15 protein-coding genes are annotated in these 20612 nt (G+C 70.2%); 7 read left to right on the top strand and 8 right to left on the bottom strand.

The annotated features are described in order from the left end of the window. Window positions 1-78 precede the first annotated feature (78 nt). Window positions 79-3216, bottom strand: a complete 3138-nt coding sequence (gene ileS / locus M5362_RS19020; RefSeq protein WP_260228782.1) for an isoleucine--tRNA ligase — start codon at window positions 3214-3216, stop codon at window positions 79-81. 560 nt (window positions 3217-3776) lie between these two features. On the opposite strand from ileS, the gene M5362_RS19015 reads away from it, so the two are divergent. The 5 genes from M5362_RS19015 to M5362_RS18995 all read left to right on the top strand — a co-directional run bounded on the left by M5362_RS19015 (window position 3777) and on the right by M5362_RS18995 (window position 8381). Continuing rightward, window positions 3777-4574, top strand: coding sequence for a TraR/DksA family transcriptional regulator (locus tag M5362_RS19015; protein ID WP_260228781.1), 798 nt, complete (start codon window positions 3777-3779; stop codon window positions 4572-4574). 63 nt (window positions 4575-4637) lie between these two features. Further along, complete coding sequence (lspA, locus tag M5362_RS19010; protein ID WP_260228780.1) at window positions 4638-5219, top strand: signal peptidase II; 582 nt, start codon at window positions 4638-4640, stop codon at window positions 5217-5219. A gap of 17 nt (window positions 5220-5236) precedes the next feature. Next, window positions 5237-6178, top strand: a complete 942-nt coding sequence (locus M5362_RS19005) for an RluA family pseudouridine synthase (RefSeq protein WP_260228779.1) — start codon at window positions 5237-5239, stop codon at window positions 6176-6178. Beyond that, on the top strand, window positions 6175-6642 hold the full coding sequence (locus M5362_RS19000) for a GNAT family N-acetyltransferase (RefSeq protein WP_260228778.1): 468 nt from the start codon (window positions 6175-6177) through the stop codon (window positions 6640-6642). The genes M5362_RS19005 and M5362_RS19000 overlap by 4 nt, the downstream gene beginning before the upstream one ends. A 152-nt stretch (window positions 6643-6794) precedes the next feature. After that, complete coding sequence (locus M5362_RS18995; protein ID WP_260228777.1) at window positions 6795-8381, top strand: Na+/H+ antiporter; 1587 nt, start codon at window positions 6795-6797, stop codon at window positions 8379-8381. Window positions 8382-8516: 135 nt separating this feature from the next. Here M5362_RS18995 and M5362_RS18990 read toward each other — a convergent pair whose 3' ends face one another. Next, the gene (locus M5362_RS18990; RefSeq protein ID WP_260228776.1) at window positions 8517-9653 is read right to left on the bottom strand and encodes a mechanosensitive ion channel family protein; all 1137 of its coding nucleotides are present in this window, start codon (window positions 9651-9653) and stop codon (window positions 8517-8519) included. A gap of 46 nt (window positions 9654-9699) precedes the next feature. On the opposite strand from M5362_RS18990, the gene M5362_RS18985 reads away from it, so the two are divergent. Next, entirely contained in the window at window positions 9700-10278 is a 579-nt protein-coding gene (locus M5362_RS18985) for a dienelactone hydrolase family protein (protein ID WP_260228775.1), read from the top strand. A 121-nt stretch (window positions 10279-10399) separates the two neighbouring features. On the opposite strand, the gene M5362_RS18980 is transcribed toward M5362_RS18985, so the two are convergent. From M5362_RS18980 to M5362_RS18960, 5 genes are all read right to left on the bottom strand, one after another. Beyond that, complete coding sequence (locus M5362_RS18980) at window positions 10400-11365, bottom strand: zinc metalloprotease (RefSeq protein WP_260228774.1); 966 nt, start codon at window positions 11363-11365, stop codon at window positions 10400-10402. A gap of 327 nt (window positions 11366-11692) precedes the next feature. Further along, entirely contained in the window at window positions 11693-13342 is a 1650-nt protein-coding gene (locus tag M5362_RS18975; RefSeq protein ID WP_260228773.1) for an alkaline phosphatase, read from the bottom strand. Window positions 13343-13504: 162 nt separating this feature from the next. Further along, the gene (locus M5362_RS18970) at window positions 13505-14320 is read right to left on the bottom strand and encodes a DsbA family protein (RefSeq protein WP_260228772.1); all 816 of its coding nucleotides are present in this window, start codon (window positions 14318-14320) and stop codon (window positions 13505-13507) included. 62 nt (window positions 14321-14382) lie between these two features. After that, entirely contained in the window at window positions 14383-15069 is a 687-nt protein-coding gene (locus M5362_RS18965) for a hypothetical protein (protein ID WP_260228771.1), read from the bottom strand. Window positions 15070-15132: 63 nt separating this feature from the next. After that, window positions 15133-16482 (bottom strand): DUF2252 domain-containing protein, encoded by a 1350-nt coding sequence (locus M5362_RS18960; protein WP_260228770.1) that lies wholly within the window; start codon window positions 16480-16482, stop codon window positions 15133-15135. Window positions 16483-16670: 188 nt separating this feature from the next. On the opposite strand from M5362_RS18960, the gene dnaE reads away from it, so the two are divergent. Beyond that, window positions 16671-20210, top strand: coding sequence for a DNA polymerase III subunit alpha (dnaE, locus tag M5362_RS18955; protein ID WP_260228769.1), 3540 nt, complete (start codon window positions 16671-16673; stop codon window positions 20208-20210). A 134-nt stretch (window positions 20211-20344) separates the two neighbouring features. Here the strand turns inward: dnaE and M5362_RS18950 are convergent, their stop codons facing one another. Beyond that, a complete protein-coding gene (locus tag M5362_RS18950) occupies window positions 20345-20518 on the bottom strand; it encodes a hypothetical protein (protein ID WP_260228768.1) in 174 nt (57 codons plus the stop codon). Window positions 20519-20612 lie beyond the last annotated feature (94 nt).

Below are 20612 nucleotides of genomic sequence, written 5' to 3'. Positions count from 1 at the left end.
GTCGCGGGGGCGCGGCCTCGGTGGGGGTAGCGAAAAGGCCCGGCACCCCAGGGGTGCCGGGCCTTTTCGTCTCGGGGCCTACGCCTTGCGGAGCTGGAACGTCAGGGCCAGGCCCTCGTCCGTGAACGGCGTGCCGAACGTGTCGTCCGCCGGGCCCGTCGTGAAGTCCGTCGCCAGGACCTCGTCCGCGATCAGTTCCGCGTGGGCCGCCAGGGCCTCCGCCGTCTCCGCCGACTCCGTCGCCCAGCGCAGGGAGATCCGGTCCGCCACGTCCAGGCCGCTGTTCTTGCGGGCCTCCTGGATCAGGCGGATCGCGTCACGGGCCAGGCCCGCCTGGCGGAGCTCCGGAGTGATCTCCAGGTCCAGCGCCACCGTCGCGCCCGCGTCCGACGCGACCGACCAGCCCTCGCGCGGCGTCTCCGTGATGATGATCTCGTCCGGGCCGACCGCGATCGTCTCGCCGTTGACCTCCACCGTCGCCTCGCCGCTCCGCAGCGCCAGCGACAGCGCCGCCGCGTCGGCCGCCGCGACCGCCTTGGCCACGTCCTGGACGCCCTTGCCGAAGCGCTTGCCCAGCGCGCGGAAGTTGGCCTTCGCCGTGGTGTCGACCAGCGAGCCGCCGACCTCGGAGAGGGAGGCCACCGACGTGACGTTCAGCTCCTCCGTGATCTGGGCCCGGAGCTCCGGGGAGAGCTCCGAGAAGCCCGTCGCCGCCACCAGCGCGCGGGACAGCGGCTGACGGGTCTTGACGCCCGACTCGGCCCGCGTCGCGCGGCCCAGCTCGACCAGCCGGCGCACCAGGGCCATCTGCGAGGACAGCGCCGGGTCGACGGCCGCGAGGTCGGGCTCCGGCCAGGTCGACAGGTGGACCGACTCCGGGGCGCCCGGGGTCACCGGGGCCACCAGGTCCTGCCAGACCCGCTCCGTGATGAACGGCGTCAGCGGGGCCATCAGACGGGTGACCGTCTCGATCACGTCGTGGAGCGTCCGCAGCGCCGCCGCGTCGCCCTGCCAGAACCGGCGGCGCGAACGACGCACGTACCAGTTCGACAGGTCGTCCACGAACCCGGAGATCAGCTTGCCCGCGCGCTGGGTGTCGTACGACTCCAGCGCCTGCGTCACCTGGTCCACGAGCGCGTTCAGCTCGCTCAGCAGCCAGCGGTCGAGGACCGAGCGCTCGGCCGGCGCCGGGTCCGACGCGCTCGGCGCCCAGCCGGACGTACGGGCGTACAGCGCCTGGAAGGCCACCGTGTTCCAGTACGTGAGGAGCGTCTTGCGGACGACCTCCTGGATCGTGCCGTGGCCGACCCGGCGGGCCGCCCACGGGGAGCCGCCGGCCGCCATGAACCAGCGGACCGCGTCCGCGCCGTGCTGGTCCATCAGCGCGATCGGCTCCAGGGTGTTCCCCAGGTGCTTGGACATCTTGCGGCCGTCCTCGGCGAGGATGTGGCCCAGGCAGACCACGTTCTCGTACGACGACCTGTCGAAGACCAGCGTGCCGACCGCCATCAGCGTGTAGAACCAGCCGCGCGTCTGGTCGATCGCCTCGGAGATGAACTGCGCCGGGTACCGGGACTCGAAGAGCTCCTTGTTCTTGTGCGGGTAGCCCCACTGCGCGAACGGCATCGAGCCCGAGTCGTACCAGGCGTCGATGACCTCCGGCACGCGCGTCGCCGTCTTCGAGCAGCTCGGGCAGGGGAAGGTCACCGCGTCGATGTACGGGCGGTGCGGGTCGAGCTCCGCCTGGTCCGTGCCCGTCAGCTCGGACAGCTCGGCGCGAGAGCCCACGCACGTCAGGTGGTCGTCCTCACAGCGCCACAGCGGCAGCGGGGTGCCCCAGTAGCGGCTGCGGGAGAGCGCCCAGTCGATGTTGTTGTTCAGCCAGTCGCCGAAGCGGCCGTTCTTGACCGAGTCCGGGAACCAGTTCGTCTTCTCGTTCTCCTGGAGAAGGCGGTCCTTCACGGCGGTCGTACGGATGTACCAGGACGGCTGCGCGTAGTAGAGCAGCGCCGTGTGGCAGCGCCAGCAGTGCGGGTAGCTGTGCTCGTACGGGACGTGGCGGAAGAGGAGTCCGCGGGCGTCCAGGTCGGCGGTCAGCTGCTCGTCGGCCTTCTTGAAGAAGACGCCGCCGACCAGCGGCACGTCCTCCTCGAAGGTGCCGTCGGGGCGGACCGGGTTCACGACGGGCAGGCCGTAGGAGCGGCAGACCTTGAGGTCGTCCTCACCGAAAGCGGGGGACTGGTGGACCAGACCCGTACCGTCCTCGGTCGTGACGTACTCCGCGTTGACCACGTAGTGGGCCTCCGCGGGGAATTCGACCAGCTCGAAGGGGCGCTGGTACGTCCAGCGCTCCATCTCCGCGCCCGTGAAGGACTCGCCCGTGGTCACCCAGCCCTCGCCGAGGGCCTTGTCGACCAGCGGCGCGGCGACGACGAGCTTCTCGTCGCCGTCGGTCGCGACGACGTAGGTGACCTCGGGGTGGGCCGCGACGGCCGTGTTGGAGACCAGGGTCCACGGGGTCGTCGTCCAGACCAGGAGCGAGGCCTGGCCGGCCAGCGGGCCGGAGGTCAGGGGGAAGCGGACGAAGACCGAGGGGTCGACGACCGTCTCGTACCCCTGCGCCAGCTCGTGGTCCGAGAGGCCGGTGCCGCAGCGCGGGCACCAGGGGGCGACGCGGTGGTCCTGGACGAGCAGGCCCTTGTCGAAGATCTGCTTGAGCGACCACCAGACGGACTCGATGTACTCGGGGTCCATCGTCCGGTAGGCGTCGTCGAGGTCGACCCAGTAGCCCATGCGCGTCGTCAGCTCGGCGAACGCGTCGGTGTGGCGGGTCACGGACTCGCGGCACTTGTCGTTGAACGCGGCGATGCCGTATTCCTCGATGTCCTTCTTGCCGGAGAAACCGAGCTCCTTCTCGACGGCGAGCTCGACCGGCAGGCCGTGGCAGTCCCAGCCGGCCTTGCGGGCGACGTGGTAGCCGCGCATGGTCCGGAAGCGGGGGAAGACGTCCTTGAAGACGCGCGCCTCGATGTGGTGGGCGCCGGGCATGCCGTTGGCGGTGGGCGGGCCCTCGTAGAACACCCACTCGGGGCGGCCCTCGGACTGCTCCAGGGTCTTGGCGAAGACCTTGCTCTCGCGCCAGAAATCGAGCACGGCGTGCTCGAGCGCGGGCAGGTCGACCTGGGCGGGCACCTGGCGGTACTGCGGCGGTTTCATCGGCGAACTTCCTCCGGCGGACTGCTTCGTTTCCGTCCGGAGGGACGAGAGCGCCGTGCTGCGCGGCTCCCGCGGTACCACCCTCCTTGGCCCCGGGCGCGTGTGCCCGTGGCCCCCTCATTGGGGTCGCGATGCCGGTTCTACTCGCCTGACGGCTTTCTTCCGACGGCTCCGGGGTGATCCTTCACATCGGGCTCGCCCCCGGGCTCTCACCGTCCCCGGGTCGCTCATGGCTGCTTGCGACGCTACTCGTCCCCATCCAAGCCTTTCGCTCCGGCCAGTGTACGGGGCGGAGCGCGGGTCGGCAGACCGCTTTTCCGGCGGCTCGCCGAGGGGGTCCCGCGTGACCCGAATGGCCACACGGCCGCGACCGGACTTCACGGGCCGTCGCGGGGCGGATTCACCGGGCGGGGAGCTGGGCACAACGGATGCAGACTCGCCGTGCCACCGGCATGGGGCGGGTGCGAACGGCGGCGTGCCCCGTTGCCGCGGGCCTTGGGCCGATTTATCGTCCCAGCACGATTCGCGAGCAAGATCACAAAATGTGAAGGGGCCGCGACATGGTGGCGAAGAAGACCGCCGCGAAGAAGACCTCGGCCGCCGGTGCGGACGGGGCGGCCAAGGACGCCACCGGCAGGAAGACGACGGTCGCGAAGAAGGCGGCCGCCGAGAAGGCCCCGGCACGGAAGACCACGGCCAAGGCGGCGGCGAAGACCGCCAAGGCCGCCAAGGCCGTGGCGAAGAAGGCCACCCCGGCGAAGAAGGCGGCCGTCAGGAAGGCTCCGCCGGCGAAGAAGGCCCCGCCCGCCGGGAAGGCCGTCGCGAAGAGGACCGCAGTCAAGAAGAAGGCCGCATCCGCGGCGCACGTGGAGCAGACAGGAGCCGGGACAGTGGCAGCGAAGAAGACCGCGGGTGGCGTCACGACGGCCGAAGGGGAGGCCGCGGTCCCCCAGGCGCGCGCCGGTGAGCTCGCCGTACGTCCCGGCGAGGACCCCTGGACGGCCGAGGAGGTCACCGAGGCCCGCGCCGGGCTGGAGAGCGAGGTCCTCCGGCTCCGCGCGGAGCTGCTCCACTCCCAGGAGGAGCTGACCGGGCTCATGCGGGACTCCGGGGACGGCGCGGGCGACGACCAGGCGGACACCGGCACCAAGAACATCACGCGCGAGCACGAGCTCGCCCTGGCCGCCAACGCCCGCGAGATGCTGGAGCAGTCCGAGCACGCCCTGGAACGCCTCGACGCGGGCACGTACGGCCTCTGCGAGGTCTGCGGCAAGCCGATCGGCAAGGCGCGCATGCAGGCGTTCCCGCGGGCCACGCTCTGCGTCGAGGACAAGCAGAAGCAGGAGCGCCGCGGCTGACGGCGCCGAAGGGGTGTGCCGTACCCTCGTGCACAGTCAGGGCACCTAGGTTGAGGGACTCACGTGGCAGAGGCGGAGCGCATCATCGGTACGCCGGAATCAGACGCGGACGGCGCGGGCGGCGAGACCGCCGCCCCGGCTCCGGACGCGCGGCCGAAGGGCAGGCGCAAGATCGTCGCGCTCCTGGTGGTGGCGCTCGTGGCGTACCTGCTCGACCTCGGCAGCAAGATGCTCGTGGTCGCCGAGCTGGAGGGCCACGAGCCGATCCAGGTGATCGGCGACGTGCTGCGGTTCGAGGCGATCCGGAACCCGGGCGCCGCCTTCGGCATGGGTGAGGCCTTCACGATCATCTTCACCTGTATCGCGGCCGCCGTGATCGTCGTGATCATCCGGCTCGCGCGCAAGCTCTACAGCACGTCGTGGGCGATCGCGCTCGGTCTGCTGCTCGGCGGTGCGCTGGGCAACCTGACCGACCGGATCTTCCGCTCCCCGGGCGTCTTCGAGGGCGCGGTCGTCGACTTCATCGCGCCCGCGCACTTCGCCGTCTTCAACCTCGCCGACTCGGCGATCGTCTGCGGCGGCTTCCTGATCGTGATCCTGTCCTTCCGGGGCCTGGACCCCGACGGCACCGTCCACAAGGACTGACAAGGCATACTCGACGGGTGAGTACGAGTCCCGAGATCCGAACCCTGCCCGTTCCCGATGGCCTGGAGGGCGAGCGCGTCGACGCCGCCATCGCCCGGATGTTCGGGTTCTCCCGTACGAAGGCGGCGGAGCTGGCCGCCTCCGGCAAGGTCCTGGTCGACGGCGCCGTCGTCGGCAAGTCCGAGCGGGTGAGCGGCGGAGCGTGGCTCGAGGTCGAGATGCCCGGGGCCCCGGCGCCGGTGCAGATCGTCGCCGAGCCCGTCGAGGGCATGGAGATCATCCACGACGACGACGACATCGTCGTGATTATGAAGCCGGTCGGGGTAGCCGCGCACCCGAGCCCCGGCTGGACCGGGACGACCGTGATCGGCGGCCTCGCCGCCGCCGGGTACCGCATCTCGACCTCCGGCGCCGCCGAGCGCCAGGGGATCGTGCACCGGCTCGACGTCGGCACCTCCGGTCTCATGGTCGTCGCCAAGTCCGAGCGGGCGTACACCCTGCTCAAGGCGCAGTTCAAGGAGCGGGTCGTGGACAAGCGCTACCACGCGCTGGTGCAGGGCCACCCGGACCCGATGAGCGGCACGATCGACGCGCCGATCGGGCGCCACCCGAACCACGACTACAAGTGGGCCGTGACCGCCGAGGGCAAGCCGTCGGTGACGCACTACGACCTGATCGAGGCGTACCGCGCGGCCTCGCTGCTCGACATCAAGCTGGAGACCGGCCGTACGCACCAGATCCGCGTGCACATGTCGGCCCAGCGCCACCCCTGCGTCGGCGACCTCACCTACGGGGCGGACCCGACGGTGGCCAAGCGCCTCGGGCTGACCCGCCAGTGGCTGCACGCCGTGCGGCTCGGCTTCGAGCACCCGTCGGACGGGCGCTGGGTCGAGTTCGCGAGCACGTACCCGGCGGACCTGCGGCAGGCGCTGGACCGGATCGAGGCGGAGAGCGCGTGAGCACCGGCTACGAGGTCCGCGAGGCGGTCGGCCGGGACGACCGGGAGGCCTGCTTCGCGGTCCGCCGCGAGGTCTTCGTCGTCGAGCAGAACGTGCCGCAGGACATCGAGTACGACCGCTACGACGAGACCGCCGTCCACGTCCTCGCCCTGCGCGAGGACGGGCTGCCGCTGGGCACCGGCCGGCTGCTGCACGGCGCCGACGCGGTCGGCAAGACCGGCGCGGACACCTCCGTCGGCTCGCTGGGACGGCTCGCGGTCTCCCAGGCCGCGCGCGGACTCGGGGTCGGCGCGGCGCTGGTCCGCGCCATCGAGGACGCCGCGCGCGAGCGCGGCCTCACGGCCGTGGACCTGCACGCCCAGACCCACGCGCTCGGCTTCTACGAGCGGCTCGGCTACGAGGTGTACGGCCCCGAGTTCCCGGACGCGGGCATCCCGCACCGCGCGATGCGCCGGGCGCTCTAGCCGCAAGGGCCGGCCTGGCCGCAAGGGCCTGAGGCTCGCGGGGCGCCGTGGCAGCGGCGCACGCACGGGGGTTCGGGGGGATTCGCCCCACGCGTGGCAGGGTTGAGGCCCGATCATCGACCGTGCCTGCCGCCAGGCCGGGAGGGCGCCCCGTGGACCAGTTGGCCCTGTTGTTCGTGCTGTTGCTGGGTGCGGTGCTCACCGTGCCGCTCGGGGACCGGCTCGGACTGCCGGCCCCGGTGCTCATGACCGTCGTCGGGATCGTGCTGGCCTTCCTGCCCTTCGTACCGAACGTCGAGATCCCGCCCGAGTACATCCTTCCGCTCGTCCTCCCGCCGCTGCTCTACGCCTCCGTGCAGCGCACGTCCTGGCGCCAGTTCGCGGCCAACAGGCGCCCCATCTTCCTGCTCGCCGTCGCTCTGGTCTTCGTCACCACGGCCGCCGTCGCCGCCATGGCGAACGCGCTCGTCCCAGGCCTCCCTCTCGCCGCCGCCGTCGCGCTCGGCGCGCTCGTCGCTCCGCCCGACCCGGTCGCCGCGACCGCCGTCGCCGGTTCGCTCGGGCTGCCGCGCCGGCTCGTCTCGATCCTCGAGGGCGAAGGGCTCTTCAACGACGTCACCGCGATCGTCCTGTACCACGTGGCGATCGGCGTGGTCGTCGGCGGCAGCTTCAGCTGGCAGGACGCGGGCCTGGACCTCGTCCTCTCCGCCGTCGTCGCCGTCGTCGTCGGTCTCGTCCTGGGCTGGCTCACCAACAAGCTCATGGGCATCCTCGGCGAGGCGACCCTCCAGACCGGGCTCACCCTCCTCGTCCCCTTCGTCGCCTACGTCCTCGCCGAGGAGCTGAAGGGCTCCGGTGTCCTCGCCGTCCTGATCGTCGCCCTCTACCTGGCCGAGAACGCCCTCGACGCCGACGACGTGATGGGCCGGCTCGCCGGTCAGACGTTCTGGCAGATCGTCGACACCCTCGTCACCGGCATCGCCTTCGGGCTCATCGGCCTGGAACTGCACAACGTCTTCGGTACGGCCGAGGGCCGGTTCGGCGAGATGCTCGGCTGGGGCGCGGCCGTGGCCGGTGTGGTGATCGGCGTACGGCTGCTGTGGCTGCTGCCCGCCACCTGGCTGGCGAAGCGGATGCACACCCGCCGCGACTACGACGAGGAGATCCCGGTCAGCTGGCGGGAGACCGTCGTCATGTGGTGGGCCGGGATGCGCGGGGTGGCGTCGGTGGCGCTCGCGCTCGCCATTCCGCTCCGTACGGACGACGGAGCGCCCTTCCCCGGCCGGGACGAGATCGTCTTCATCGCCTTCTGTGTGATCATGACCACACTGCTCCTCCAGGGCCTCACCCTGCCCTGGCTGGTCAGACGGCTCGGAGTCCGGGCGGACACCGACGCCGAGCGCGCCCTGGAGCGCGAGCTGGCGCTGCGCGCCGCCAAGGCGGCCAGGCGGCGGCTGAAGGAGATCGAAGAGGTCGAGGAGCTGCCGGAGGAGGTCCAGGAGCGGCTCCAGCGCGGTGTGTTCGACATCGGGGCGCGGATCAGCCCGGACATGCTGGACGAGGAGCGGCGGGCCGCCTTCACCGAGCGGGCCGAGCGGCTCAAGGCCGTCCAGCGCATCCAGCGGGAGCTGATGTCGGCCGCCCGGCACGAGGTGCTCTCGGCACGCAGCGAGCCGGGGGCCGACCCCGAGGTGGTGGACCGGGTGCTGCGCCAGCTGGACGTGCGCAGCATGAGGTGACGGCCGCCCGTGTCACGGCCTCGCCGGCCCGTGCCTCCTTGTGTCCCGTGCCCCGTGTGTCCCCGTCTCCGTGTCCCGTGCCCCCTGTGACCCGCGCCCCCTTGTTGTCCCGCGCCCCTGTGTCCCGTCGCCCCTTCAGCCGCGGCCGGTGCGCGCCGGGCGGTCGCCGTCCGGGGCGACGGCGCGGGTCGGGCGAGGTGTGGGCGGGCGGCCGTTGGTCCCCGCCTCGCGGGGCGACGGCACCGCCTGCGAGGTCGTGATCCGCGGCAGGGCGTGCGGATGCCGCTCCGAGAGCCAGTCCACGAGCTGTTCCCGCACGGTGCACCGCGCCGTCCACAGGTCGTCCGCGTCCTTGGCGGTGACCACCACCCGTACCTGGATCGTGCTGGGCGTGGTGTCCGTGACGGCCAGGCTCCAGTCGCGGTGGTCCCAGGCCGGACAGGCCTCCAGGATCTTTTCGGTCTTCTGGCGCATCGCGTCGATGGGGGCGGAGTGGTCGAGGTGGAGGATGACCGATCCGGTCATCTGCGCCCCGCCGCGGGACCAGTTCTCGAACGGCTTGCCGGTGAAGTACGAGACCGGCATGGTGATCCGGCGCTCGTCCCAGGTCCGTACCGTCAGGAACGTCAGCGTGACCTCCTCGACCACGCCCCACTCGCCGTCGACGACCACGGTGTCGCCGATGCGCACCATGTCGCCGAAGGCGATCTGGAAGCCGGCGAAGAGGTTGCCGAGAGTGGACTGGGCGGCGACGCCCGCCACGATGCCGATGATGCCGGCGGAGGCCAGCATCGAGGTGCCGACGGTACTGAGCGCCGGGAAGGTCAGCAGCGCCGCCGCCACGGCGACCACGGCGACGACCGCCGTCACGATGCGTGTGATGAGCGTCACCTGGGTGCGCACCCGGCGGACCCGGGCCGGGTCGCGGGTGGCGGAGGCGTACCGCGCGAAGGTGGCCTCGACCACGGCCGAGGCGATGCCGATGACCAGCCACGCGCCGGAGCCGATGAGGACGAGGGACAGGGTCTGACCGATGCCCGCCGCATGCTCCTGGACGATCCGCCACCCTGTCTCGCGATAGGTGCCGCGGAGCACGGAGACGAGCAGGACGGCCTGGAGCGGTGGTCGGCAGCGGCGCAGCAGTCCCCAGAGCGGGGTCTCGTGGTGGTGGTCGTCGGCCCGGCGCAGCAGTACGTCGACGGCCCAGCCGGCCAGCAGGGTGAGCAGGACCGCCCCACCGACGACGAGCAGTGGGCGCAGCGCGGTGTCCATGTGATCGAGGCCTCCGTTCTCAGTCTCGGTGTGCCCGGCTGGCAGGATGGACCGCATGGACATCATGCTTTTCCACTCGACCTACGGCCTGCGTCCGGCGGTGGAGGCCGCGGCCGAGCGGCTGCGGGCCGCCGGGCATCAGGTTCGGGTGCCCGACCTCTTCGAGGGCCAAACCGCGGAGACGGTCGAGGAGGGGATGGAGCTCCAGGAGTCGATCGGCAAGGACGAGCTGCTGAAGCGTGCCGTTCTCGCCGCCGCGCCCTACTCGGACCGCGGGCTCGTCTACGCCGGGTTCTCCTTCGGCGCCTCGGTCGCGCAGACCCTGGCCCTGGGCGACGAGAAGGCGCGCGGGCTGCTGCTGCTCCACGGCACCTCGGACATCGCCGAGAGCGCGGCCGTCGACGACCTTCCCGTACAGCTGCACATCGCCGACCCCGACCCCTTCGAGTCGCACGACTGGCTGACGTCCTGGTACCTGGGGATGGGGAAGGCGGGGGCCGATGTCGAGGTCTACCGCTACCCGGGCGCCGGGCACCTGTTCACCGACCCGGAGCTGCCGGACTGGGACGAGGCCGCGGCCGAGCAGACGTGGGCGATCGCGCTGTCGTTCCTCGACAGCCTGTAGGACGTACGACAGCTTTGTAGGACGTACGACGGGCCTGAAGGGCGTACGGCAGCCCGCGGGGTGTACGCGGAAGGGCGCGACGGGGGCTCTCCCGTCGCGCCCTTCCTCACCTCACCGACGGTCAGCCGGCGCGGTACGCGCTCCACATGCTGCTCATCCGCGTGACCTGGCCCGCGGTGAACTGGTACATGCACGAGTCGTACGTGTAGTCCATGAAGTTGTGGATCGGGTCCACGCCGGTCTTGTTGGCGCAGCTGTCACGGCCGGTCGGGCACTCGTAGGCCGGGCTCTTCTCGGCCGGGGTGTCGCTCACCGAGTCGCCCGCTCCGCTGCAGCCGCCCTGGAACGTGTGGTACAGCCCCAGCCAGTGGCCGACCTCGTGGGTCGCGGTGTCGCCCTCGTTGTAGTTGGCCGCGGAGCCGCCCGGCAGCGAGGAGTCGAGGACGACCACGCCGTCCATGGAGGGGCTGGAGCTGTACGAGGACGGGAAGGTCGCCCAGCCGAGCAGACCGCCGCTGAGCTTGGCCGTGTAGAAGTTCAGCGCGCCGGCGCCGCCCTTGCGCAGCGTCTGCTTCATCTGCTTCTCGGCGGTGGAGCCGGAGGCCAGGTTGTACCAGGACGCATTGTCCGTGTAGTCGGTCGAGGCGAGGGTGAACTGGAAGTTGGTGTTCACGTTGCCGCTGCCCTGGCCGCCGTAGGCCGCGTTGAGGACCGCGATCTGCTTGGTGATGTCGGTGGCGGTCAGCTTGCCCGTGGTGCCGCTGTGGACGACGTGGAAGTGGACGGGGATGTTCACCACGGCGGCGGTGGCGTTCATGCCGCTCGCGCGGACCGACTCCAGTCTCTTCTTGAGGTCCGCGTCCATGGCCTTGGCCTGGGCGGCGGAGACCTCGTTGGGCTCGCCGGCGTGGGTGTCGGCGCCGCGGGCCTTGCGGGCGCCGGAGTGGGCGTCCGCCGGCTCCGCGCACTCCTCGGCGGAGAGGCCGGCGGCCGAGGTGGTGGTGGCGGGGGCGGCCGCCGGGGCGGAGAGCGGGGCCAGGGCCAGCGTTCCGGCCATGACCGCGGTGCCGAGCAGACGACGTGACATACGCGGCGATATACGAACAAGAGCACGCACAGGTGACTCCTCGCGGGGGGTTTGTGGAGAGGTAATTCCTCGCCACCGCGGGGAGATTACGGGTCCATGTCAGACGTTGATGAGCATGGATCAAGCCCAATCATCCGTAGGGCAATCCGGGGCATCGGGAAGAAAATCTTTCGACGGTTCCGGAGTCTGAGACGCGGACGTAACGAGACAGGGAACGGAGGCGGGTGGTGTGTCCGGTTTCGATCGCCCGAACTCACCACCCGCCGTGGCGATGTGATCTTCTGTTAACAGGCCGGATCATGGCTGAAAATCAACCATGCGGTCAGTTCATCGCACCGGCTGGTACACCCGCTCGACGTGCTGCGTTCCGTTCCGCGTGCGGTAGGAACGCGCCCACGCGGTCGTCGCGTCCGCCTTCGTCTTGTCGGAGACCGTGTAGTAGTCCATCTGCGCCTGCTCGGCGGTCACGTCCAGCACGCCGTAGCCGTGGTTGTCCATGTCCACCCACTTCACATGGCGGTTGGCTGCCTTGATCGCCGCTGCCGCCACGACGGAGAGCGTGCCCGGCGCCACGTGGAGCAGGTCGTCGATGTTGTCCGAGGTCACCGAGGTCACCACGAACTCGGTCGCCGCCGACTGCGACAGCGGATACGTCGCCGCCTTCACCGGTACGTCGTTGGCCCAGGCCATGTGGATGTCACCGGTCAGGAAGACGGTGTTCCGGACGGACCGCTGGGTCAGATGCGCGAGCAGCTCCTTGCGGTCGTCCGTGTAGCCGTCCCACTGGTCGACGTTGACCGCGAGCCCGCCCTGGGGCAGGCCGAGCAGCTCGGCCAGCGGAGCGAGGAGATGGGCCGGCAGCGAGCCGAAGGCGACCGGAGAGATCATCACCGAGGTACCGACCAGCTTCCACGTCGCGTCCGAGCCCGCGAGCCCCGACTTCAGCCAGTCCAGCTGCGCGCGGCCGGTGAGCGTACGCTCCGGGTCGTCGACCGAACCGCTGCCGATCCCGGTCTGCTCGGAACGGAACGAACGCAGGTCGAGCAGGTGCAGATCGGCCAGTCTGCCGAAGCGCAGCCGACGGTAGACCGTGCCCTCGGTCGAGGCGCGCACCGGCATCCACTCGAAGTACGCCTGCTTGGCGGCGGCCACCCGGGCCGCCCACTCGCCCTCGGCGCCCGGTGTGTGGTTCTCCGCGCCGCCGGACCAGGCGTCGTTGGCGAACTCGTGGTCGTCCCAGATGGCGATCACGGGGTGGGCGGCGTGCAGCGCCTGGAGGTCGGCGTCCGTCTTGTAGGTGGCGTGGCGGAGGCGGTAGTCGGCGAGCGAGACGATCTCGTGCTTCGGCTCGTGCTGCCGTACGGAATACCGGGCGTCCGGGTAGGTGCCGGCCGCGTACTCGTAGATGTAGTCGCCGAGATGGAGGATCGCGTCCAGGTCCGCGCGGTCCGCGAGGTGGCGGTACGCGGAGAAGTGGCCGGCCTCCCAGTTGGCGCAGGAGACCACGCCGAAGCGGACGCCGGGCGTGGCCGCGTCGGTCGCCGGAGTGGTGCGGGTGCGGCCCGCGGGGGAGACGGTGTCGCCCGCGGTGAAGCGGAACCAGTGGGCGGTCGCCGGGCGCAGACCCCGGACGTCCACCTTCACGGTGTGGTCGGAGGCGGCGGTCGCGGTCACGGAGCCGCGGGCGACGGTCCGGGTGAAGTCCCGGTCCTCGGCGACCTCCCAGCCGACCGGGACGTCCGGGCCTCTGCCCGAACCGGGCGTGGCCTCGGAGGTGGGGGTGACGCGCGTCCAGAGCAGGACGCCGTCGGGCAGCGGGTCGCCGGAGGCGACACCGTGCAGGAAGGCGGGGGCCTCGGAGACCGCGAGCGCGGGGGAGGCGGCGCCCACGAGAACCGGGGTGGCGACGGCCGTGACGGCGGCGGCCTTCACGACGGTACGGCGCGTGGGGGCAGGGGATATGTGTCGACTGGTCACGGGCAGTCAGATTACTGACCAGTATGCCGAACAGGCAGGCGAAATCCGGAAAGTTCGCGCACTCGTCGCCCCACGGTCGCGATCGGCCCGGGGGAGCGGCGACCGGCCCCGGGGGCCGCGGGAGTGAACTCCCGCGGACCCGTACCGGCCTTCGCCGGTGTGTCAGCCCTTGAGCGCCGGCGTGAGCGCCGCGTTGAACTCCTCGACCGTCAGCGGCGGGTTCTGGCTCCCCTGGACCGTCAGCGCCTTGCCGTCCATCTTCAGCGTCGGCGTCCCCGTCACCCCGCTGTCGTCGAACGCCGCGGACATCTTCATCGCCCAGGCGTCGAAGGTGCCGTTCTCCACGTTCTTCTTGAACGCGGCGTTCCCCTTCAGCGCCGGGACCGAGTCCGCGACCTTCAGGAGGTAGGAGTCCTTGGCGAACTCGTCCTTGCTCTCCTCCGGGTGGAACTGCGTGGAGTACAGCGCCGCCTTGTACTTCATGAACGCCTCGGGGCTCACGTCCAGCGCCGCGCCCAGCGCCGAGAGCGCGTTCTTCGAGCCCTCGCCCTGGTCGGAGTTGTCGATGAAGGTCGCGCCGACGTACTTGAGCCGGTACTTGCCGGCCTCCACGTCCTTGTCGACGGTCGCGCCCACCTGCTGCTCGAACTGCGCGCAGACCGGGCAGCGCGAGTCCTCGTAGATCTCCAGGGTCTTCTTCGCGGACGGCTTGCCGACGACGACCGTCGTGCCGTTCGTGCCCTCGGTGTTCTTGGGAGCGGTGACGTTCGACGCCTCGGCCGCCGCCTCCCAGTGGGACGGCTTGTTGGCCTGGACGACGGCGTAGCCGACACCGCCGGCGACCGCCAGGACGGCGACGGCCGACACGGCGACGGTCACCTGCCGGCGGACCTTCTCCTTCTTGGCCTGGCGTTCGCGCTCGACGCGCAGCCGCTCGCGGGCGGCCGCCTTGTTGGCATGGCTGTTGCGTGCGCTCATGGTCGTGATCTCCGTGAAAGTCGAAAGCCCGGAAGGGGCGGAAACGTGGGGACTGCGAGGGCTCAGGCGAGTACGAGGCCCGAGCGCGGCGGTCCCCGCCGTCCGACGGAGTGCACGAGAAGGCGGGAACGGGACCGGCGCGGCCGGTCCGAGGGGCGGCCGAGGCGCCCGGGCACCCGGCGGGGGGTGCCGAAGAGCGCGACGACGAGCATCAGGGGCCGGAAGGCCAGGGCCGCCACTGCGGTGAGCAGTCGGGCGAGCGCACGCTCACCGTGCCGCAGCCAGGCCGCCGCGAAGAGGCCGACCGACACATGGGCGGCGAGCAGCAGCCACGGCAGGGCCGGGGCGGGTGAGCTCAGCAGGGCGGCCGCGGTCCCGCTCTCGGGGGCGGCGACGCCCGGCAGCGGGGTGCCGACGGCGCCGCCGCACAGCACGTCCACGCCCACCGCGCGCAGCGAACCGGCTATCGGCCCGCCGGACGGGCCGTAACAGACCGCCTGGCCGGCGGTGAAGAGCGTGTCGGCCGCCAGCTCCAACGGGACGAGCAGCCCGGCGATCGGCCAGAACCCCCGCTCCCGGCCGGCCAGCGCGTACGCCACGGCGAAGACACCGGCCGAGAGCAGCCCCACGGTCATCAGGGGCAGCGGCACCCGGGAGAGCAGCACGTGGGAGCCGACGGACAGCGTCACGACCAGTGCCGTGAAGAGCGCCGCCCGCAGCCCTCTGAGCCGCGTCCCTGATATGTCCATAGCGGAGGAGAGTGTGTCATGCCTTCCTGTAAGAGCCCCTTAAGGGCGACCTGTGAGAAGGGTCTAGAGACCCGGGATCCGGCCGTTGCGGAAGAGGTCCACGAAGATCTGGTGGTCGGCACGCGCGCGTGCCCCGTAGCTGTGGGCGAAGTCGACCAGGAGCTCCGCGAAGCCCTCCTCGTCGGCCGCGATCGCCGCGTCGATGGCCCGCTCCGTCGAGAACGGCACCAGGGAGTGCCCGCTGGAGTCGTCGGCCGCCGCGTGCATCGTCGCCGTCGCCCGCCCCAGGTCGGCCACGGTCGCCGCGATCTCGTCCAGGTCGTCGATGTCCGACCAGTCCAGGTCCACCGCGTACGGCGAGACCTCCGCGACCAGCTGCCCGGAGCCGTCCAGCTCCGTCCAGCCCAGCCACGGGTCCGCGTGCGCCTGCAGGGCCCGCTGGGAGATGACCGTGCGGTGGCCCTCGTGCTGGAAGTACCCCCGTACCGCCGCGTCCGTCACATGGCGCGACACCGCCGGCGTCTGCGCCTGCTTCATGTAGATCACGACGTCGTTCTCCAGGGCGTCGCTGTTGCCCTCCAGGAGGATGTTGTACGACGGGAGACCGGCCGAGCCGATCCCGATCCCGCGCCGCCCGACGACGTCCTTGACCCGGTACGAGTCGGGGCGCGCGAGCGAGGACTCGGGCAGGGTCTCCAGGTAGCCGTCGAAGGCCGCGAGCACCTTGTAGCGGGTCGCCGCGTCCAGCTCGACGGCGCCGCCGCCGGAGGAGAACCGCCGCTCCGACTCGCGGATCTCGGTCATCGAGTCCAGCAGCCCGAAGCGGGTCAGCGAGCGGGCGACGCGCAGGGCGTCGAGCAGCGGGCCCGCCGCCGTGTCCAGGGTGAAGGACGGCACCTCGTCGTCCTTGGCGCCGGTGGCAAGGGCGTGGATCCGGTCGCGGTAGGCCACCGCGTAGATCCGTACCAGCTCCGTGATCTGCTCGTCACTGAGCGCCTTCGTGTAGCCGATCAGCGCGAGCGAGGCCGAGAGCCGCTTCAGGTCCCAGGTGAAGGGCCCGACGTACGCCTCGTCGAAGTCGTTCACGTTGAAGATCAGCCGGCCGTTGGCGTCCATGTACGTGCCGAAGTTCTCGGCGTGCAGATCGCCGTGGATCCACACCCGGCCGGTCCGCTCGTCCAGGTACGGACCGGTGGGCGTGTTCCCGCCCGCCGGCCCCGCGTTCTCCTGCTCCAGGTCGGCGTAGAACAGGCATGCCGTGCCCCGGTAGAAGGCGAAGGCGGATCCGGCCATCTTCCGGAACTTCACGCGGAAGGCGGCGGGGTCGGCGGCGAGGAGCTCCCCGAAGGCGGTGTCGAAGACGGTGAGTATCTGCTCACCGCGCTGGGCGGCGGTGGGCTGGGGGACCGACATCGAGGGTGCCTCCTGGTGCAAGACTGTTCATGACAATTGGGACAGGCGTTCCGAGTCTCTCAACGCGCGACGGTACCCCCGAGTGCCCCACCTGTGTCAGTGCGGAGACGTAGACTTCCACGCTGTTCCCTCAAAGCGGGGATCTGGGGGTCGCACCCCAGAAGACTGCAGCCCGGAGGCCTTCCGCCGTGACCAAGCCGCCCTTCACGCACCTTCACGTACACACCCAGTACTCGCTGCTGGACGGTGCCGCGCGGCTCAAGGACATGTTCGACGCGTGCAACGAGATGGGCATGACCCATATCGCCATGTCCGACCACGGCAACCTCCACGGGGCGTACGACTTCTTCCACTCGGCCAAGAAGGCCGGTGTGACGCCGATCATCGGCATCGAGGCGTACGTCGCCCCCGAGTCCCGGCGCAACAAGCGGAAGATCCAGTGGGGCCAGCCGCACCAGAAGCGGGACGACGTCTCCGGTTCCGGTGGTTACACCCACAAGACGATCTGGGCGGCGAACAACACCGGACTGCACAACCTCTTCCGGCTCTCCTCCGACGCCTACGCCGAGGGCTGGCTGCAGAAGTGGCCCCGGATGGACAAGGAGACCATCTCCCAGTGGTCCGAGGGCCTCATCGCCTCCACCGGCTGCCCCTCCGGCGAGCTGCAGACCCGGCTGCGCCTCGGCCAGTTCGACGAGGCCCTGAAGTCGGCCTCCGAGTACCAGGACATCTTCGGCAAGGACCGGTACTTCCTGGAGCTGATGGACCACGGCATCGAGATCGAGCGCCGGGTCCGCGACGGGCTCCTGGAGATCGGCAAGAAGCTCGGCATCCCGCCGCTGGTCACCAACGACTCGCACTACACGTACGCGCACGAGGCCACCGCCCATGACGCGCTGCTGTGCATCCAGACCGGCAAGAACCTCTCCGACCCGGACCGCTTCAAGTTCGACGGCACCGGCTACTACCTGAAGTCCACGGACGAGATGTACGCCGTCGACTCCTCGGACGCCTGGCAGGAGGGCTGCCGCAACACGCTGCTGGTCGCCGAGCAGGTCAGCACCGACGGCATGTTCGTCGAGAAGAACCTCATGCCGAAGTTCGACATCCCCGAGGGGTACACCGAGGTCTCCTGGTTCCGCGAGGAGACCATGCGCGGCATGGCGCGCCGCTTCCCGGACGGCATCCCCGACGACCGTATGAAGCAGGTCGAGTACGAGATGGACACGATCATCTCGATGGGCTTCCCCGGCTACTTCCTCGTCGTCGCCGACTTCATCATGTGGGCGAAGAAGCAGGGCATCGCCGTCGGCCCCGGCCGTGGCTCCGCGGCCGGCTCGATCGTCGCCTACGCCATGGGCATCACCGACCTCGACCCGATCCCGCACGGACTGATCTTCGAGCGCTTCCTCAACCCCGAGCGCGTCTCGATGCCCGATGTCGACATCGACTTCGACGAGCGTCGGCGCGTCGAGGTGATCCGGTACGTGACGGAGAAGTACGGCTCCGACAAGGTCGCCATGATCGGCACGTACGGCAAGATCAAGGCGAAGAACGCCATCAAGGACTCGGCCCGTGTCCTCGGCTACCCGTACGCCATGGGCGACCGGCTCACCAAGGCGATGCCCGCCGACGTCCTCGGCAAGGGCATCGACCTCAACGGCATCACCGACCCCTCGCACCCGCGCTACAGCGAGGCGGGCGAGATCCGGGCGATGTACGAGAACGAGCCCGACGTGAAGAAGGTCATCGACACCGCCAAGGGCGTGGAGGGCCTCGTCCGGCAGATGGGTGTGCACGCGGCCGGCGTGATCATGTCCAGCGAGCCCATCGTCGACCACGCCCCGATCTGGGTCCGGCACACGGACGGTGTGACCATCACGCAGTGGGACTACCCCCAGTGCGAGTCGCTCGGCCTGCTGAAGATGGACTTCCTGGGCCTGCGGAACCTGACCATCATGGACGACGCCGTCAAGATGGTGAAGGCCAACAAGGGGCTCGACCTCGACCTGCTGGCCCTGCCGCTGGACGACCCGAAGACCTTCGAACTGCTCCAGCGCGGAGACACCCTCGGCGTCTTCCAGTTCGACGGCGGCCCCATGCGCTCGCTGCTGCGGCTGATGAAGCCCGACAACTTCGAAGACATCTCCGCCGTGTCCGCCCTGTACCGGCCGGGCCCGATGGGAATGAACTCCCACACGAACTACGCCCTGCGCAAGAACAAGCAGCAGGAGATCACCCCGATCCACCCCGAGCTGGAGAAGCCGCTCGAAGAGGTGCTCGCGGTCACCTACGGCCTGATCGTCTACCAGGAGCAGGTGCAGAAGGCCGCCCAGATCATCGCCGGGTACTCCCTCGGCGAGGCCGACATCCTCCGCCGCGTGATGGGCAAGAAGAAGCCCGAGGAGCTGGCGAAGAACTTCGTCCTCTTCCAGAAGGGCGCCCGGGACAAGGGCTACAGCGACGAGGCCATCCAGGCCCTGTGGGACGTGCTGGTCCCCTTCGCCGGCTACGCCTTCAACAAGGCGCACTCCGCCGCGTACGGCCTGGTCTCCTACTGGACCGCCTATCTCAAGGCCAACTACCCGGCCGAGTACATGGCCGGTCTGCTGACCTCGGTCAAGGACGACAAGGACAAGTCCGCGGTCTATCTGAACGAGTGCCGCCGCATGGGCATCAAGGTCCTGCCGCCGAACGTCAACGAGTCCGAGTCGAACTTCGCCGCCCAGGGCGACGACGTGATCCTCTTCGGCCTCTCCGCCGTCCGCAACGTCGGCACCAACGTCGTCGAGTCGATCATCAAGTCCCGCAAGGCCAAGGGGAAGTACTCGACCTTCCCCGACTTCCTCGACAAGGTCGAGGCCGTCGTCTGCAACAAGCGGACCATCGAGTCGCTGATCAAGGCCGGCGCCTTCGACGAGATGGGCCACACCCGCAAGAGCCTGGTCGCCCACCACGAGCCGATGATCGACAACGTGGTCGCGGTGAAGCGCAAGGAGGCCGAGGGACAGTTCGACCTCTTCGGCGGCATGGGCGACGAGACGAGCGACGAGCCCGGCTTCGGCCTGGACGTGGAGTTCTCCGACGTCGAGTGGGAGAAGTCCTACCTGCTCGCCCAGGAGCGCGAGATGCTCGGCCTCTACGTCTCCGACCACCCGCTCTTCGGCATCGAGCACGTCCTGTCCGACAAGACGGACGCGGCGATCTCCCAGCTGACCGGCGGCGAGCACTCCGACGGCGCGGTCGTCACCATCGGCGGCATCATCTCCGGCCTCCAGCGCAAGATGACCAAGCAGGGCAACGCCTGGGCCATCGCCACCGTCGAGGACCTGGCCGGCTCCATCGAGTGCATGTTCTTCCCCGCCACGTACCAGCTGGTCTCGACCCAGCTCGTCGAGGACACGGTCGTCTTCGTGAAGGGCCGTCTCGACAAGCGCGAGGACGTGCCCCGGCTGGTCGCCATGGAGCTGATGGTCCCCGACCTGTCGAACGCCGGGACCAACGCGCCCGTCGTCCTGACCATCCCGACCGTGAAGGTCACCCCGCCCATGGTCAGCAGGCTGGGAGAGATCCTGGGGCACCACAAGGGCAACACCGAGGTACGGATCAAGCTCCAGGGCCCCCGCAAGACGACCGTCCTGCGGCTCGACCGGCACCGGGTCCAGCCCGATCCCGCGCTCTTCGGCGACCTGAAGGTGCTGCTCGGCCCGTCCTGCCTGGCCGGATAACGGCCGGTCCCCGGGCACGGAAGCCGGGGGCACGCGCACGGAAGCCGGGGGCACGCGCACGGAAGCCGGGGTCCTCACGCGCGGAAGGGGCGCGCCCGTCGTCACGGGTGCGCCCCTTCCGGGGTTACGCGCGGTCAGTTGTGACCGAAGCGCTTCTGCCGGCCCTTGCGGGCCATGTCGCCCGGGGTCACCTGCGAGGCACGCTGCTCGGCCTGGGACTCCATCGACGACTGCTGCGCCTGCTGGGCGCCGCGCTCGGCCTGCGAGGACTGCTGCGGGCTGCGGTTCTGCTTTCGATTCTTGGCCATGGTGATGCCTCCTCAAAGGGATCTCGGGGCCAGGGCCGCTGTCAGCCTCACACATGGGGTTAAACGCCGCATTTTGGATCATTACCGTCAGTGA

The sequence above is a fragment of the Streptomyces sp. Je 1-79 genome (assembly GCF_025195125.1).
Lineage (GTDB): Bacteria > Actinomycetota > Actinomycetes > Streptomycetales > Streptomycetaceae > Streptomyces.
This window is presented reverse-complemented; position numbering and strand designations above follow the sequence as displayed.

What these genes read in the sequence shown, in the direction of transcription:
- M5362_RS18960 (WP_260228770.1), bottom strand. Translation starts at nt 16,482, where the DNA reads ATGTCGGTCCCCCAGCCCACCGCCGCCCAGCGCGGTGAGCAGATACTC.
- M5362_RS18965 (WP_260228771.1), bottom strand. Translation starts at nt 15,069, where the DNA reads ATGGACATATCAGGGACGCGGCTCAGAGGGCTGCGGGCGGCGCTCTTC.
- M5362_RS18990 (WP_260228776.1), bottom strand. Translation starts at nt 9,653, where the DNA reads ATGGACACCGCGCTGCGCCCACTGCTCGTCGTCGGTGGGGCGGTCCTG.
- M5362_RS18980 (WP_260228774.1), bottom strand. Translation starts at nt 11,365, where the DNA reads ATGTCACGTCGTCTGCTCGGCACCGCGGTCATGGCCGGAACGCTGGCC.
- ileS (WP_260228782.1), bottom strand. Translation starts at nt 3,216, where the DNA reads ATGAAACCGCCGCAGTACCGCCAGGTGCCCGCCCAGGTCGACCTGCCC.
- M5362_RS18970 (WP_260228772.1), bottom strand. Translation starts at nt 14,320, where the DNA reads ATGAGCGCACGCAACAGCCATGCCAACAAGGCGGCCGCCCGCGAGCGG.
- M5362_RS18950 (WP_260228768.1), bottom strand. Translation starts at nt 20,518, where the DNA reads ATGGCCAAGAATCGAAAGCAGAACCGCAGCCCGCAGCAGTCCTCGCAG.
- M5362_RS19015 (WP_260228781.1), top strand. Translation starts at nt 3,777, where the DNA reads ATGGTGGCGAAGAAGACCGCCGCGAAGAAGACCTCGGCCGCCGGTGCG.
- M5362_RS18985 (WP_260228775.1), top strand. Translation starts at nt 9,700, where the DNA reads ATGGACCGCATGGACATCATGCTTTTCCACTCGACCTACGGCCTGCGT.